12 protein-coding genes are annotated in these 15,097 nt (G+C 62.0%); 6 read left to right on the forward strand and 6 right to left on the reverse strand.

Annotated elements, in window-relative coordinates:
- Nucleotides 1–48: 48 nt before the first annotated feature.
- The 4 genes from ACMC5O_RS11880 to ACMC5O_RS11895 are packed head-to-tail and all read right to left on the reverse strand — an operon-like array spanning nucleotide 49 to nucleotide 6,102.
- Complete coding sequence (locus tag ACMC5O_RS11880) at nucleotides 49–1,308, reverse strand: trypsin-like serine peptidase (protein ID WP_426692915.1); 1,260 nt, start codon at nucleotides 1,306–1,308, stop codon at nucleotides 49–51.
- Nucleotides 1,305–3,389 (reverse strand): S8 family serine peptidase, encoded by a 2,085-nt coding sequence (locus ACMC5O_RS11885; protein ID WP_426692916.1) that lies wholly within the window; start codon nucleotides 3,387–3,389, stop codon nucleotides 1,305–1,307. The genes ACMC5O_RS11880 and ACMC5O_RS11885 overlap by 4 nt, the downstream gene beginning before the upstream one ends.
- A gap of 2 nt (nucleotides 3,390–3,391) precedes the next feature.
- Entirely contained in the window at nucleotides 3,392–4,303 is a 912-nt protein-coding gene (locus ACMC5O_RS11890) for a hypothetical protein (RefSeq protein ID WP_187708596.1), read from the reverse strand.
- A complete protein-coding gene (locus ACMC5O_RS11895) occupies nucleotides 4,270–6,102 on the reverse strand; it encodes a di-heme-cytochrome C peroxidase (protein WP_426692917.1) in 1,833 nt (610 codons plus the stop codon). The genes ACMC5O_RS11890 and ACMC5O_RS11895 overlap by 34 nt, the downstream gene beginning before the upstream one ends.
- Nucleotides 6,103–6,701: 599 nt before the next feature.
- Here ACMC5O_RS11895 and ACMC5O_RS11900 point away from each other — a divergent pair.
- The 5 genes from ACMC5O_RS11900 (at nucleotide 6,702) to ACMC5O_RS11920 (ending at nucleotide 12,068) form a co-directional block, all read left to right on the forward strand.
- Complete coding sequence (locus ACMC5O_RS11900) at nucleotides 6,702–7,967, forward strand: MBL fold metallo-hydrolase (protein ID WP_426692918.1); 1,266 nt, start codon at nucleotides 6,702–6,704, stop codon at nucleotides 7,965–7,967.
- A gap of 25 nt (nucleotides 7,968–7,992) precedes the next feature.
- Nucleotides 7,993–9,405: a hypothetical protein gene (locus tag ACMC5O_RS11905; RefSeq protein ID WP_426692919.1), complete on the forward strand. Its 1,413-nt coding sequence runs from the start codon at nucleotides 7,993–7,995 to the stop codon at nucleotides 9,403–9,405.
- Nucleotides 9,406–9,438: 33 nt separating this feature from the next.
- The gene (locus ACMC5O_RS11910; RefSeq protein ID WP_426692920.1) at nucleotides 9,439–9,636 is read left to right on the forward strand and encodes a hypothetical protein; all 198 of its coding nucleotides are present in this window, start codon (nucleotides 9,439–9,441) and stop codon (nucleotides 9,634–9,636) included.
- Nucleotides 9,637–9,908: 272 nt separating this feature from the next.
- On the forward strand, nucleotides 9,909–10,535 hold the full coding sequence (locus ACMC5O_RS11915) for a hypothetical protein (RefSeq protein ID WP_187708591.1): 627 nt from the start codon (nucleotides 9,909–9,911) through the stop codon (nucleotides 10,533–10,535).
- A gap of 318 nt (nucleotides 10,536–10,853) precedes the next feature.
- Nucleotides 10,854–12,068: a hypothetical protein gene (locus tag ACMC5O_RS11920; protein ID WP_222949852.1), complete on the forward strand. Its 1,215-nt coding sequence runs from the start codon at nucleotides 10,854–10,856 to the stop codon at nucleotides 12,066–12,068.
- 217 nt (nucleotides 12,069–12,285) lie between these two features.
- On the opposite strand, the gene ACMC5O_RS11925 is transcribed toward ACMC5O_RS11920, so the two are convergent.
- Both ACMC5O_RS11925 and ACMC5O_RS11930 read right to left on the reverse strand, forming a co-directional pair.
- Nucleotides 12,286–12,681 carry a DUF5681 domain-containing protein gene (locus tag ACMC5O_RS11925; RefSeq protein WP_187708589.1) on the reverse strand — a complete coding sequence of 132 codons (396 nt, stop codon included), beginning with the start codon at nucleotides 12,679–12,681 and terminating at the stop codon, nucleotides 12,286–12,288.
- Nucleotides 12,674–14,047 (reverse strand): DNA modification methylase, encoded by a 1,374-nt coding sequence (locus ACMC5O_RS11930; protein WP_426692921.1) that lies wholly within the window; start codon nucleotides 14,045–14,047, stop codon nucleotides 12,674–12,676. The genes ACMC5O_RS11925 and ACMC5O_RS11930 overlap by 8 nt, the downstream gene beginning before the upstream one ends.
- Before the next feature lie 348 nt (nucleotides 14,048–14,395).
- Between ACMC5O_RS11930 and ACMC5O_RS11935 the strand changes: the two genes are divergently transcribed.
- Nucleotides 14,396–14,911 (forward strand): hypothetical protein, encoded by a 516-nt coding sequence (locus ACMC5O_RS11935; RefSeq protein ID WP_187708587.1) that lies wholly within the window; start codon nucleotides 14,396–14,398, stop codon nucleotides 14,909–14,911.
- Nucleotides 14,912–15,097: the final 186 nt, after the last annotated feature.

A 15,097-nucleotide genomic window follows, 5' to 3' on the forward strand; every position in this document is an offset into this window, starting at 1 on the left:
CAACGGTCCGCGACACGTGCGCACCTGGATGGCCGCTTCGGCCGGACGCTATCCGGCCAGTTCCGCGTACAAAGCTGGTTTCTTCTGCTTCACGTCTTCGAGAATGCTATCCAAGCCGACGGCCTTGTTCAGCTTGTCGGACGTGCACTGGTTCGCGGCGTCGGCCTTTTGGAAGCCGAGGTGATGGAGCGCGATCATGTTCCCCTGCATGTCGAAGACCGGCGCTCCGGATGCGCCAGGCTCGGTATCGCACCGGTGAGTGATGTCAGGGCCGGTCGTCCGCGTGAGCGGGTCGGTCCACGCACGGTACGAACGGGACTCGATCATGCAGTTCGAGCTAAGGAGCTTGGCCCGGCATTCCGCGTGGTGGACGACGAAGACCTGGTTGTCTGCCGGCAGCTGGCGGTTGATTCGAACGGGTATCGCGCGCCCGGTTGCAGCGCCTGGCCCAACCGTCGGACGTACCCGGAGGAGCGCGTAATCTAGTCGCTGGTCCGCCTGGAGAACCTGGGTCACAGCGTACTGCCTGCGAGGCGCCGAGCCTTCTTGCCAGCCGAGGTCGATGATGCTGTTTTTCTGGACTTGGTCATTCCAATAGAGTGACTCGGGCAGCGTCGTCGGGCCGCCGCAGTGCCAGTTCGTGATGAAGATGTCGGACGTTAGCATCGCGCCCGAGCAGCACCAGGTCTCCTTTTGAATGACTCCTTGCGCATTAGGGAACTTCAGACCCGTCACCATCATGCCGACCGCTTCCGTGGCACGACGATAAACGGCCGCGGAGTTGTCGAACGGGTTCGTCCAGCTGGGTGAGCCTGCGACTTGGCTCGAGAAGACGTTGGTGCCGTGGCTGTCCTTCGGCAGCGCCATCCCCCCAGCAAAGCGGATGGTGACGCCTGGGCCGCCGCCGACCAGCTCCGCTGAAACCTGTGACGCCTCGAGGCGGCCGGTCCATTGTATTGCTGTCCCACCGTTAGCGAGGCGGAAATCCTGTTCGCTCAAGATCGAAAGGACCCGAAGCCGCGGGTCGCGGAGCACCAGCGTCCATCGCTGGCCGGCCGGGCTTGTCGCCTCCAGCTGGAGTCGAACGGCGATCGCAGGGTTAAGCAGGTCTGGCACGATCTTGCTCGCGGTGCGACTTGGTTCACTGGAGCCACTGAGTTGGGCGTTGGGATCGAACCACTCCCCGAAGGAGGTCGTGAGAGCCTCACCACCACGGCAGACGCCAGCAGCGCGCGAGACGCCGTGTTCGCCCGGCAGAACCGCGAAAAGCGCTGCGGGGACCGCGAGCGCCAGGCTAAGTGCCGTCATCCGCATGGCGGGTCGGCCGCAGGCAGGTTAGCGATGATGACATCGACGAGATCGGAGAGGACAAACGACTGTCCATCGCAGGCCTGTAGGCTGATGGGCTGGGCTAGGGTGAGCGGACCCTCCCGACTGATCTCGCCAAGCCTATCGGGGTCGTGGTCGTCGGCGTACATGTCTTTGTACAAAACGAACTGCGGGGGGACCCCGTCTCCCGTTATCCGCACGATGCGCGCGACACTCTCGGTAGAAATCGGCAGCGCCGCTCCGCTGCTTCTGCGGAAGCGGACCACGTCACTAGAAAAGGCACGTAGCACGATTGGCTTCCATTCCGTCGGGGTCTTGATCCAGGTCTTCGACGGATCGAGTAACGCCAAGTTTGGATCGATGATGCCGGTCGCCACGCGCTTGTAGTCGCTCGTCCCGTTACCCTGGTAAATTGGCCAGGAAGTCGTCTGGATCCGCTTCTTGGCATATTCCACCGAGCCGTAACTATCGGGCCAGCGGCCCATCATCTCGGCGACGACACCGGCGGCGAAGGCGGCCGCTTGTGATGTCCCGTTGAAAGCCCCGACACCTTGCGCACTAACCCAGCCAAGCATCGGGACGCCCCCGGGAGCCGCGACGTGGACGTAATGCCCGTCCGGCGCGGAATAATTCGCCTTTGACCACAGGCGCGGCGACGACCGGCTGCATTTTTCGCAGGCGGTGACAACGAGCACGTTGCGCTGGTCGCCCAAGTTTTGCGGGGACATCGGAACACCGGGCGACAGGGGGATCGGTGCCTCTGATTGTCCCGCAGAAACCACGAGCATCGGCTGGGCCTGCGAAATACGGTGCTCGAGGTCCCGTTCGAACCGACGCGAGAGATCCAGTTGTCCTTCACTCACCATGCTGGGGGGGAAGTCGGAAAACCGCGTCGCCACGAGGTATACATGTGGGGTAGAGTACGCGTTATCTGCCACCATTTGGTACGCCAGGTCGGCTTCTTTCCCCGGGATGATCCCGAGGCCAGTCGTGGTGTTGGAATTGACCCGGACGAACTCGAACGGCTTGATCGTTGAGGTTGGGGACACGCCTACGAAGCCGTAACCGTTGTCACGGCTGGCGATAATGCTGGCCAGATGGGTTGCGTGGTCGCGCTCGGTCGGATTGACCCATCTGCAGCGCCATCCGCCGGGGGGGAGAGGGACTGCTTGTCCCTCGACCGCGCCAGCGAGATTGGGCGTGGGATCGATCGCGAAATCGATCACGTAAACGCGAGTAGCCTTGCTTCCCGGAGGGCGCTGCGCGACCAAGGCAGCCGCATCTGCGTCGCTGTCGAGATAGTCTAGGCGATAATTAACCGCGGTAGGCCTCTGCGGCTGCGTGCCGCACTCGGTCTGGTATTGGAGCGGATCCCTGTAGGAAAAGGCAGTTGCCGGTGATGCTTCGAAGGGGATCGAGTTCACCCGGACGTTGAGCGTTTTCAGCGGATACAGGCGTTTCTCGAGCCTTGCCTGAATGTCCGGGTTCCCGGCGAACAGGACGAGTTCGTAAGCATCGTAAGATACCAGTTCTGTGTTTGGACCGACCTCGGCGGATCCGATCTTGAGCGAGGTCCAACCTTTCTTGATCGTGGCGCTCCTGGCCTGCTCTGCCGCGACCGACCTGGCGAACTTTTGAAAGGTTCTATACTTCCGCAGCCACACGTCAGGTACGACCATCGTATCGCCGATGCTGAGGTGACCGCGTGAAGGCAGGAGCTTAGGGTTGAGGACGTCCAAGGCTTTCATGAGCTCGCTAGTGCACGCCGGGTACCCGAGCTTGAGCACGATACGGCAAGGGTCTTCCTTCTCGGCGACGACATGGCGCGTGGTGGGGATCACGCCCGCGTCCTCGACAAGGCCGAGGACGACTTTTCCAATGTCCGTCGCGACGTCACCGCCCTCGAACGAGACGATGACATTACCCGGTGTGTTCCTGTCCGAGAGTGGCCGCTCGGTTGGCTCCTGGCCTAAAGGCGGAACTGTCGAAGCCGGCTGAGCATCTATCGCTTGGCTGCACAGGAAAACGGCAGTCGCGAAGAGGAATGGACGAGCGCGCATGGTCACGCTCCGTACGCGGTGCGGTGACCGGCGCGGTCGCTGGCTGTGAACACCATCTGCATGGTCCCGCCTGCGCCGCACAGGTAGTGCATGACGGACTTGGGATCGTAGGGCGTAAGTGCTCGCCACTGGTTGTCTTCGAAGTAGCATCCGGCCGGTGCACGGTTGTGCTCGTGCCTGTAGCCGAGCACGTGACCAAGCTCGTGGCGCAGGATCCCGTCCCGACTGATGTCCGTGGTAAAGAAGTCGGGTCCAACCCCGAGATAGCGCTTGAAGGCGGGATCGTTCGCAAAGAATGCAATTGCAAGGTAGTCGTATCCCTCGGGATCGTAACGGACCACGAACGTAGGTCCGCTGCCGTCCTTCGGTCGATAACCGGCAGTGGCCGGGGCCTTGCGGAAATGGACGCCGCACGTTGGACAGACGTTTTCCCAGTCCCGGGCAGCCTTCGTGAATGCCTGCTCGGCGATCCGGCAGTTGTCGGCCGATTCGAATGTCCGGCAGTCGATCGAGTACGTCAGCGTTCGCTTGGGCCGTGCCCAAACTCCCGGGCGACCGTCGGGCCGAACTTGCAGGAGTAGCTCACCCTGCCGTGCCGGCGCCTGCAGTGAGCGGTGTGCGAAGAGCATCGCCTGGACCTCGTCACGCCCCAGCAGCATGTCGCCTTCCCAGACGTAGTACCGTCGCTCAGTCCCTTCGTCGTCGAAGGTCACTTGTGGAAGACCCGCCAGCATCTTGTTTAGCGCCGCTGTGTCGATCGGGTTCTGGTCCGCGGCGGTGAGATCAGCCTTCGAAGCCTTCTGCGGTGGATTCTGCGCGGAACCGTTGCCGGCTGCCGCAAACAGCAGCGCGCCCACCACGGCCGCCGGTAATCCGTGCTTCAAAGCGACTTGAGATACTCGATTAGCGCCCATCTCTCAGGCTCCTTCAGGGATGCGTTGTCGTAATCGTGGCCCTCGTTGCCGTTGCCGGGAACGGCCTCGTCCGGCGTGGAATGGGTGACGAACTTGAAGGGATTGTCCGGCGCCTTGGCGGTCACGTATCCAACCTTTTCCGGGTCGAAGCGACGCGATCCCACGTAGAATTCGCTGGGACGTAGCTTCTCCGGCAGAAGCAGGTCGTACAAGGTCGGCACTGAGCCGTTGTGTAGGTACGGAGCCGTGGCCCAGATCCCCGTAAGTGGCCGTGCCTTGTACCCGAGGATGGGGCTATCCGCGGTCATGCAAATCTGGCGCCGTCGTGCGCGATCCCTTCCGGGCTCCACGAATGCACCGGTGGGCGGGACGGGTCTGGCGGCAGGAGCCGAGTTAAAGATCGCCTTCACGGCTGCCGCCACGAGCTCCCGCTTCTGTCCGGCAAGTTCACCCTTTACGACGGTCTCCAGCACGCGGGACGTGGGCTCGACCTCAGCCAGTGGCGCGCCCGAAATGACGTCGCGCTTGGTCCCCTGAAGGACACCTGTCCGGATCTGGTAGGTATAAGCGTTGCACGCCATCCAGATATCTGTCCCAGGCGGTGTGTTGCCTGCGATGCCCGGTCGGAACAGGCTCATCTTTGCCTCGAAGCGTGTCTTGAGATCGTCAGCGGCTAGCGGCGCGTGACAGCTCGCGCACCTTTGAGAGAAGAGCTTCTGCCCGGCGGCCCACAAACTGCCTGCTCCGGTGTCGATCGGCTTGAGCGGCCAGGGCGGCGGGCGAAGCCTGCCGAGCAGCCGTTCGAGCTCGCTGAGCCGCTGGACCTGCACGCTGGAGCGATAGCCGCCAGCACCGCCTCCCGAACGCAACGCGACATCGCCGAAGACCCCCGTCACTTCGCCTGAATTGCGGCCGAGTGCGCCATAATCGAACGAGTGTCCTTCCGGCCCCAGCCTCTGGTTGCTGGCAATGCCGTTCCACTGGACGCGGTCGGACTGCGACGTGTTCCAGATGAAGGGGTAGCTAGTGGGCGCGGTTGACGGGTTCAGGATCTGGTTCTGTGCCCCGACGAAGAGCGCGACCTTGTTGTAGATGTGGCCGAAAGCATCGAGCCGTCCGTTGCCGAATTGGGGCTCTTGGCGCGTCGCCGCGCCACCATGGTTCGCGAGAGCCACGCGATCCTGCCACGCGATTAGCTTTGTGAGGGCCCTCCTCAGGCTGTCGCGGTCGGCCCGGGCAAGGGCAGGATCATCTCGGCGTGGGAGAACGCTCGCCGCGAAACGCTCGAACTTCGCCGCATCATCATTCGTCGAGTGGAGTGCCGCATCGAGCGCTTCGATCATTGACTGGAAGTCAGCGAGAGTAGGTCCGCCATCAACCCGGATACGCTTCCAGGCCGCGCTGCCGTCTCGTGTCTTCTCAGGTAATTGAAGCTCGGCCGTATGACAGGCCGAGCAGTTCATGCCGAGCCACGCCTCGTCGTTCCGCTGGCCCTCGAACCACTGGAGGTCCGAGTAGGTAAAGCCATCGCCCTTCTGGCGGTCAATCGCAAACCCGACGGGCAGTCTGCTGAGTGAGGTTGGCTCCGGTGGCAAGTAACCGAACCGGCCCATATTCGCAGGATCGAAGAACTTTTCCGTTCCGTTGGCTGTCTCTAGCGCCTTCGCCCACGTGTAGGGCAGCAACCGGGACCCCTGGCTTTGTTCGTACCAGAGGTCGCGGTCGGCCTGGGACCAACCCTGTCCGAGGTCTTCATCCGCGGAGGCACGCGACCAGACGCACGCCGTGCTCGTTAGCACGGCCGCAACGAGGGCAATCCGGGAAAACACTTGAAGATGTACGGAGCTTCTCACGGCGCCACCTGTATCCGCCGCGCCGCAAGAATTAGCTCGGGCCCGCCTCGCCAGACTTCAATGAAGCTCATGACGGCGACCTCCGGATCGACGGTCCAAAGCTCGCAATTGGCGTTTGTGCGCGACGACCGGTGCTGAGCAATCGCGTGCTCATGGCCAAACACCCCCGATGATCACCGCCCCATGGTGATCGTGGTTACTCGCAATTCGGCGGAAACATTTATCCCGCTCTTCGGGTAACTTAGCAATCCCTCGCCATTTTCTAACCCGGTTCCTCGTGCACCGTTGAATATAAGTCTTACAGTGAAACTGTTTAGTTGATTGCGAAGATTACTTCCTGCGGCGACTCTATCGTGTCTGCATTCGAGACCAGTTTCACTTGGTGGCATTGAAATGCGTGCCCGTTTGACGGATACGTTATTGATCAGCGTGCCGAACTGCTGACGCCCGGCTGCTCGTACAACCGGGGGGAGAGTGTGCAGGGCCATCTAGCTAACTGCGGCAATATCGCGGGAGGGGCATGCGCACGGTGCCACCGAGTATCTATGCATGCAGCGTTCTGCGTGTTCCTGTCCCTGGTCTGGACCGGAACTGTCTCCGCGCAAGCTCTTGTTGCCCCGAGCGACCGCGTAAGCCGCAACGTCGTCATCCGGTCCGCACCGAGCAGGGCCTCGCCCGCGGTCGGAGCACTGACGCGCGGGGAATCGCTGAAGGTCATTCGCGAAACCGCGCGGTGGCGACAGGTCCGCATGTCGGATGGCAGCACCGGTTACGTTAGCAAGGCCTGGACCATCGTGGTCGGTGGCCCCGCTATCACCGCGCTCGGGAGCCCGACGAAATTACACATGATCGACGTGGGCACGGGCCTCGCGCTCTTCGTCGAGGGGCCAGGCTGGACCATGATCTACGACGGCGGCTCGCAGGATGACGCGGCAAAAGGCCCGAATAATCGCCTGCTGGCCTACCTCCACGCCGTCCGGCCCGAACTCAGGACGATCGATCACCTGGTGCTCAGCCATCCGCACGAGGATCACGAAGTCCTGCTGCCGGATGTCTTCGACCAATTCGACGTTCGAAATGTCTGGGACAGCGGCCGGGTGCAGCAGACGGTCGGTTATTGCCGCTTCCTCAAGAAGGCATCGGCTGAACCAGGGCTGATCTACCACGGCGCCGTCGCCGACGCGCCGCATCGCGTCCGTTTCCAGGCGGGCTCGTGCACGGGCGATGTCGTGCTCGCTCGCACCCAGGCAATCACGTCCGGGGCCGTGTCACTCAGCGCAAATAGCCAGTTCGTCGTACTCAATGCCGATTCCTCACCGCATGCGGATCCGAACGGCAACAGCTTGGTAATTAGGCTCGACATCGGCTCGCGGCGCGTCCTGCTGATGGGCGATGCCGAGGGTGGTCAAAGAAGGCCTCTGGGGGCGCTTCCGGGTGCGAACTCGATCGAGGGTCGCCTGCTGCGGGACGACCCCGGGGCAGTACACGCCGACGTCCTGGTTGTCGGGCATCACGGCAGCCTCACGTCGTCGAGGCTGCTTTTCCTGGAGACGGTGGGGGCATCCGTTTACCTGATCTCGTCCGGGCCGCACGAGTACGGCGGTGTCGTGCTGCCGGACCCGGAAATCCGGGACGAACTTGACCGTCGAGGCGACCTATACCTCACCACGGTCAACGACATTCAATGTCTTACTGCGACAGCGAAGATCGGGCGGGACAAGGACGGCAAGCCGGGCGGCTGCACCAACGTCGTTGTCACCATCGGGCCGGGCAATTTGCTCGCCGCCCGCTACTCGATGGAGGGTGACTGACAAAGACGGGAGCGGGGAGACACAAATGTCAAAGAGCGTAATGATGCTTCTGGCCGCGTCGACAATGCTCGCTGGTTTGGCGGCGGTCGGTAGTGGCCAGCCGGCCGAGGCCCTTCAAACCGTCACCTGTGCCCGCTTCCCGGCGCAGGCCAGCTCGGCTTTCCGCGCAGGAGTGCCCCCTCTAAAGTGGCGTACCGACCTTCCCACCGCTCTCGTGCCCACCGTGCATCCTTGGGAGCAGGTCGATTTTCGTACCGACTGGCTCAACTACATGGCCGCCGTACTGTCAGAGGTGCAGGCGTCCGGCCTCAAGATACAGGACAATACCGTTACCATGGCGCCCGGCGCCGAGTGGTGGATCGCGCCGTGGATGGATTACGGACCGAACGGCCGCGAGGCTCAGCTGGGCCTGACGAAGGAACGCGGTCCCGACGCCGGCGACCTCTCGCCGCAGTCCCCGACGGGGCCGCAGGTGTGGGCGATTGGGTTCTACAACAGGGAAGGAGCGAAGGCCCTTCACGACATCTTCGCTGACCCGTGCAACCCATCGCGGCCGCAGCTGGGCTGGACGTTCCCAGCTAAGACTGTCTCATTCAAGCTACTCTTCACCGACGCGGCAGTCCCCTACTTGGCGGGTGCCCCGAAGGTGCGGGCGTATATCGACGCGGCCGGTTCGTCATCTAGCTCGCACCCTCCTTCCACCCGGACGAAACGCCAATTGCAACTGCTGCAGATGGACATCGCGGTGCGTGACCCACGCGCGCCGTTCGGCTGGCTGTTTGGGACCTTCGTGTGGCAGAATAACCAGAGTGGTCTGTATGGCGATCTCACGCCCGTCGGACTGATGTGGGGCAATGACCCCCAAGCCACGGCTCCTGCTCTTGGCGACTTCGCCCAGCTGCCGTCAACTCGCCTGAATTCCGAACTCGCCGGCATCGTGTGGAAAGGCGAGGACCCTTGGCCAGAAAGGCCGTGGCCAGGTTTCCAGGGCCGGCTTAACGGCCCCGCCGACAACCTGCGCTCGTCTTGCCTCTCGTGCCACTCGCTCGCGCAGTGGCCTCGGTCACCGACCCTAAGCATCGTTCCGACCCCGGCGAGCCGGTACACGATGGCGGGCCTAACCGATCCGGCACGCAGAGATGAGCTCCGCACCAAGTGGATGCGTGATGTCCCCGGCGGGCAGCTAATGAATCCGCAAGAGGCAACCCCGGGGCCGAACTGGGGTGGAGCGACACCGTTCGACTACTCGCTGCAACTGGAGGCATCGTTTAGTCGCATGTGCTCGGCCTGTCGGGATGGACGGCTCACGGGTCCAACGCCTGCAATCTGCCGAGTGGCGGGGCTGCGGCAGCGGGTTGCTAGCGCCAATTGTCCTCCGATCTCCCCCAACGCTTTCGCCGCTCCCTCGTCGGCAGAGAGCGAGCCGCCTCGACAATGATTCCGCACTGCGAATCCACGAAAGGGGAAGGTTATGTCCTATAAGTTCGGCGTCTGGGCCTGGGGCTTCGTTCTCGTCGTTTGGCTGGTCTCGGTCGCAGCGGCGTTGATCATGCCGGACTCCGCGTGGTCGGAGAGTCTCCGGAAGCACGACAGCGTTGCCGCGGCAGTGACAGCCGTCTTGGGCGTCATTTGGTCGTGGTTTCTTCAACTAGAAAGTCGGCAAAGCTAAAGAAGGACGCGCGCGATCCCCACTGCTGTCGCGGCTCCCAAGCCGAGGGTTTCGGAGGAACTGAAATGCGGCGCTTTGTTAAGCATGGGCTTCTCATTGCGACACTTGCGATCGCAATTGTACTGCTTGGCTCCCTATACCTTCTTCGGTCTGTCCAAGAGGCAGTACCTACGGCGTCAACCCCCGCCTCCTCCAGTATTCCTCGTCCAAATGTGTTCACGGGCAACGATCCCCACGACGTGGTTTCCTGTAAGGTGCTCCGTGGAGAACGCGTGTCGCGGGCCGACTGCAGCCGCGCGAGCGAAATCAGCGCTAGTCTTGAAAGCGGTAGCGGCGCCGTTGATCATCCCGAAAGCATGCTGCGCGGTGAAACGGCAACCGTCAGTTTTGTGGTTTCGAGTGATCCCGAAATTGCGCCTGTTTCTGAGCTGCTTGGTTCGAAGCCGAAAAAAGAGGTGCAGCTTAAGATTGGGCGGAGAATGGCCGCGCGACTTACGGGTGATGGTTTCAAAATCGAACCCGAGGATCTTGTGGCTCGTGACTTGTACGTGGGGCCGGCGGCTCGGTGGGAGTGGCAAGTCACTGCCTTGAACGCTCCTAGTCATCGACTGATGTTGAGCGCCTACGTGATCATCGAGACACCGAACGGGAATAAGGACATGTTGCTCCGAACCCTGCAATTGCCCTTGGCCGTGAGAGTCACGTGGGGTCAACGATTTGACGATTTTATGGACTCTACGGAGCATCGCTTGAAAAGGGCGACGGCCTGGGTCCAGTTGGTCATCGGTCTCATCGCCATGCTCGGAACGCTGGCCACGGCGCTCGGACTCAGGAGACTCTGGCGGTTTCTCAGAACAAGACGGGCGCTCGCGCGGGGAAAGGAAAGCGAAGTCTCTTGAAGTGGTTGGACTTCGTTTCCTTATCAGACCGGGTCAGCGTGCCGTGAACAGGGACGGGTGCGGCTCGGCGCACCCGTTTGCTTCACTTCAAGAACGCGGCCTGTTGACGAACGTTTTGCTTCTCTTTGAAAACCGACCTTGGCGGGAGAGGCCTGTTTTTGTGAACGCGTTCAACTTAAAGTAAACGAGCCGAATCGCCCCGTGCAGCGGGAGCTTGTGCCAATGCGTCATCTTCCTGCTTTCCGATCCCACCTACGGGTGTCGACAAGTTATAGAGCGGGCCGGAGCGGCCTTCTTTTCCTTGGACTGGCCGGGTTGTTGGCCGCGCCAGCGGAAGCTGCGTCGAAGACTTACGAGCTTGGTTATTTCCTACCCAAGACAAGGGCTGGGGCGAAAGTCGCGCAGCGCCTGGTGCGCTGTCCCGGAAGTTCTCGCGAGCCGAAATTCGAGACCACGGTGGTGATAGCAAGCAAGACCGTGGCCGATCCCACGCTTATCCGTGTCGACGCCCGCAAGGGCATGCTTGCGAAGCGAACCACCGAGCTGAAACTTCGTGCCGACGGAACGCTCGAATCGTTCAACGCGACGAACGAGGGCCAGGGAGGTGTCGTCATCTCTGCCCTCGTAAAGGCGGGCGCTACGCTCGCGAGCGGCGGCGTTGTCGGAGCGATGGAATCCCACCCGAGCAGTTTACCGTTCGACTGCACGCAAGAAGCCAAGGAGGCGCTGAAGGAGCAGGAGCGCCTGAGAGAAAATATCCTCGAACTGGAAAGCGCAATTGCTACGCCAGACGCGCCTGTCGCGGCCATTTCGACGGAGCTAGCGGCGCGACGCGCGGAGTTCCAACGGATTTCGGACCTGCTTACGGTAACCTCGAGCGGCCCGCCAATCGATCCAGCAAAGGGCACGCTTGGCGGATTTGCTCACATTCCGAGGCCAGACATCGCGTCGTTCTTCGACCTTTCGACACCGGCCGCGAAGGCCGCCTTCGAAAGCTACCGTGTACGCCAGGTGGGACAGCAGGGTTTCGGCATTTCCTGGCAGGCCGACAAGCCAATGGCTACGGCGCTTCAAACCTCCATGACATTTCCGACCAAGGCGGTTCCCGGTCTCGTATATCGTCGCGCGGTGCCCGCGGCCATTTCAGTCTTTCCCTGCAGCGGTCCTCCAAGCGTCACCGCCGTCTGCGCGAAAGACGAGTCGAGTACGCTTGCGCGAACACTGAGTGCGAATGGAAGCGCGTCCTTTCCGCAACTCTCGGGTCTTTTCACGATTCCCATAGGCAGGGGCGGCCTCTTCGGTAGCGAGGAAGTGGCCGCTGAATTTGATGCCTCTGGTGCGCCGACCCGCCTCAAGTACGGCTCCGATCCGGGCGCAGCTGCGATTGCGGGCGTAGTCGACACAGCACGCACCACCTACGCTTCGCTCGAGAAGGCTTCGGCCGCGGAGCAGCAGGCTCAACTCGAGGAGCTCAAACGTCGCAAGGAAATCCGCGAGCTCGAGTATGAATTGTCGAAGCCTGTCGCCGAGTGAGTCCAAGGGATATGAAGTCGTTGCTGCTAGCAACTAATCGCCGATTGCTGAACATGGACCCGCGCCAGTCCTCCAGGTTTGCAACCGCGTCCAGTTCGCGCGACGATTAGGCCAGGTGAGGGAGTCGAACCGCGTTCACGTAACGCCGGTTCTCACGCTGAGTTGGCGAGCCGGGCACATCCGCGATCCTCATACGGGCCCCGGCGCCCGGGAGCCGCTACGGTTCGGGATCGTCAGGCACGGTTCTCTCGAGGTAATCGAACAACTTCTGAACAACCGCGTCACCCTCTCTTTGGTGCTGTTCATAGGTATCTTCTGGAGACGGCGCGCCGTGCTTGTTGAACATGCAAAGGAGTCGCTCCAGGTCGCGTACGTTGCCCTTGGCAAGAACCGTGTGGAGAGTCTTGCGGAGAGCGGCCTCCAAAGGGCTAACCAGGACTCTCCGGCCGTCGAGGACCATTGGGATCCGCTCATCGCGGATTTTCGCGATAATCTCTGCATCGGAAAGGCGCTTTCTCTTCCGGCCCTTGGGATTGCCGGACTGGCCCTTCTTGAAGCGGTGTTCAGGTGGAGGCCTGCAGTATCCGACCTTGTACTCGCGCTCGTCAGCCACGATCGCGACCCCCGTGCTCGCCGCCCGAGCGATCGTCGGCTAGGATGTCGTTGAAAGTGCGGCCAGAACTCTCGAGGACCGCGTCGCGTCCAGTCCAAGATTGCCACCTGCGCACGGCGAGGTCGACGTAACCCGGATCGAGGTCGATCCCGACGCACTTGCGTGACGTGATCTCCGCGGCGACCAGGGTCGAGCCAGATCCCAGGAAAGGGTCGAGCACGGTGTCGCCTCGACTGGTGCAGTCGAGAATCGCGTCCATGATCAGCTCCTTGGGCTTCGGTGTTGGATGGTCTTCCAGGAGATCGCCTTCGACACCCGTGCGCGCGAACGTAAGCGCGCTCGGGTATCTCCAGACGTTGCTGCGGTGACGACCGTTCTTTCCGAGCTCGACATTGTTACGGAACTTCCGACCCGGTGCCGCGAAGATCAACACCAGCTCGTGCTGTGATCTAAGAAAACTGCCCATGCCGGCGCGGTCCTTGACCCACACCGCCATGTTGATCATCGGGCCGAATACATCTTGCGCAACCGACATGAGGAGGCTCGCCGACCTCCAGTCGATACAAAGCTCGATGACGGCTCCAGGTTCGGCGCTTACTGCCATGACCTCGCACCAGGTCCGGAAAAAGCGCTCAAGTTGCTCGGGATCTAGATCGCCTGAGGCCTGGACGAACTCCCTGTGCGCCCGCGTTGTAACGAAGCCTTGGACCGGGCAACCATAGGGAGGATCGGTGAAGACCATGTTGGCCGATCGACCCTCCAGGAGACGGGCGTAGATCTCTGCATCGGCCGCATCTCCGCAGCCGACGCGGTGGTCGTCGAGCAGCCAGACGTCCCCCCGGTTCGACACGATGCTTGGGATCGGCGGCAGCGTTTGTTCGTCCCGGCTTGAGCCGCGCGTGTGTGCAGCCACGGCGCGGTCGATCTCGGCCGCCTCGAAACCGAGCTCGTCGAACTCGAGGCCAGGTAGCTCCACCTCGAGATCCATGACGAGTGCACCGAGCATCGCCTGGTCGAATTCGCCGAGTTCATAAAGACGGTTGAGGGCGAGTGACATCGCGTGGCGATCGGCAGGGGACAGGTCATCTGCATAGAGGACTGGCAGCTGCTCGATGCCGAGCTTGCGCGCAGCGATCACGACGACGAAGTGCCCAAGGACGCAACCGTCCGACGCGATGAGTAACGGGATCCGGACACCGAACCGCTCGATGATCCGTTGCGCTTTTGTGACCTCCCGGGCCGAATAGCGCCGTGGATCACGCTTGCACTGCCACAGTTTTCCTGTCGCCCACCAGTCGACTTGGGCTTGGTAATTTTGGCGCGCTCCAGCACCATCGCCAACGGCGTGTTGTTTGATAGGTGACATCGATCTTCCCCCGTGATCCCGGCGTGACGGGCGCAGTCTTTCCTGCGCGCTGTCTTCGTGACGGCGATCTCAAAGTCTTAAAAGGTGGCGCCTTGGCGCCTGCTTTCACCGCGCTCCCGTCTCCGGTGAGCTCCGTCCTGTGCACCGTCCCCGGCGCCGCTCTGGTGAAGATCAGTCTATCCCGTCCCCGGTGGAGAACCGATCCGCGTGGCAGTGTCGACTCGGGCGACACGCTTTGTCCAGTCCCCCCACCTGCGGCTGATTGTAACTCGATACACATCCGGGTCGCTTTTCCACCGCGCCCTCGCGGAAACCCTGTCGTAACTGCTTTGATCTAGAGGGCACTGCATGACTGCTCACACTCCAATCGTGGTCAGCGGCGAGCCAGACGTCTGGCACGACACTGCTCGCGACGTGAACGCCTGGCGAGGCGAGGCCATCCAGCTGTTCGCCAGGGCTGAGCTCAGCGTCAGCGAAACCCTCCAAATGCTTCGCGCAGGGGGTGAAGGTCGCCTCCGGCGCCTCGTCGGACAGAGGTTCGATGATCTGGCTGCGGCGTTGGAGAAGCTCGGCAAGAAGGGCGCAAAAGCGTCCAACGCGCTCGCCCGCTTCCGAGAGCTAGAGGAGCTCCGACCTTTCCTTTGTCACGGCGTGGCCAAAACGGCGATTGATCGCAGCGGTCACTGGATAGCCGTCTTGAAGCTCGTGGATCTCCGCGGCGGTGTGGCTGATGTACTGACTAGGGTCATCGAGGAACGCGACGCTGAGACCCTGATCCAAGACCTCGGACAACGGACCCGAGAACTGACTTCCGCGCTTCAGTCTGTCCGGTCGAAGCTTGGATCGAGCGCGCCGGTACTTTGAACGAGGCGCCGGGCGGCATGCTTGTAACCCACAGCGCTGCTTTCGCTGTTCGACACAAGCCCATTCCCTGTTGAGCCTGAAAAATTTCCCTGCTTACCGTATCAGGGTATTGCCGTCGCGAGTGGCGAGAACGTCGCGAGAATTCTGCAAGAGTGGCGGGATTTCGAGCCGCTGATTCTTCGTTTT

This window comes from Sphingomonas sediminicola, from assembly GCF_049991885.1.
GTDB lineage: Bacteria > Pseudomonadota > Alphaproteobacteria > Sphingomonadales > Sphingomonadaceae > Sphingomicrobium > Sphingomicrobium sediminicola.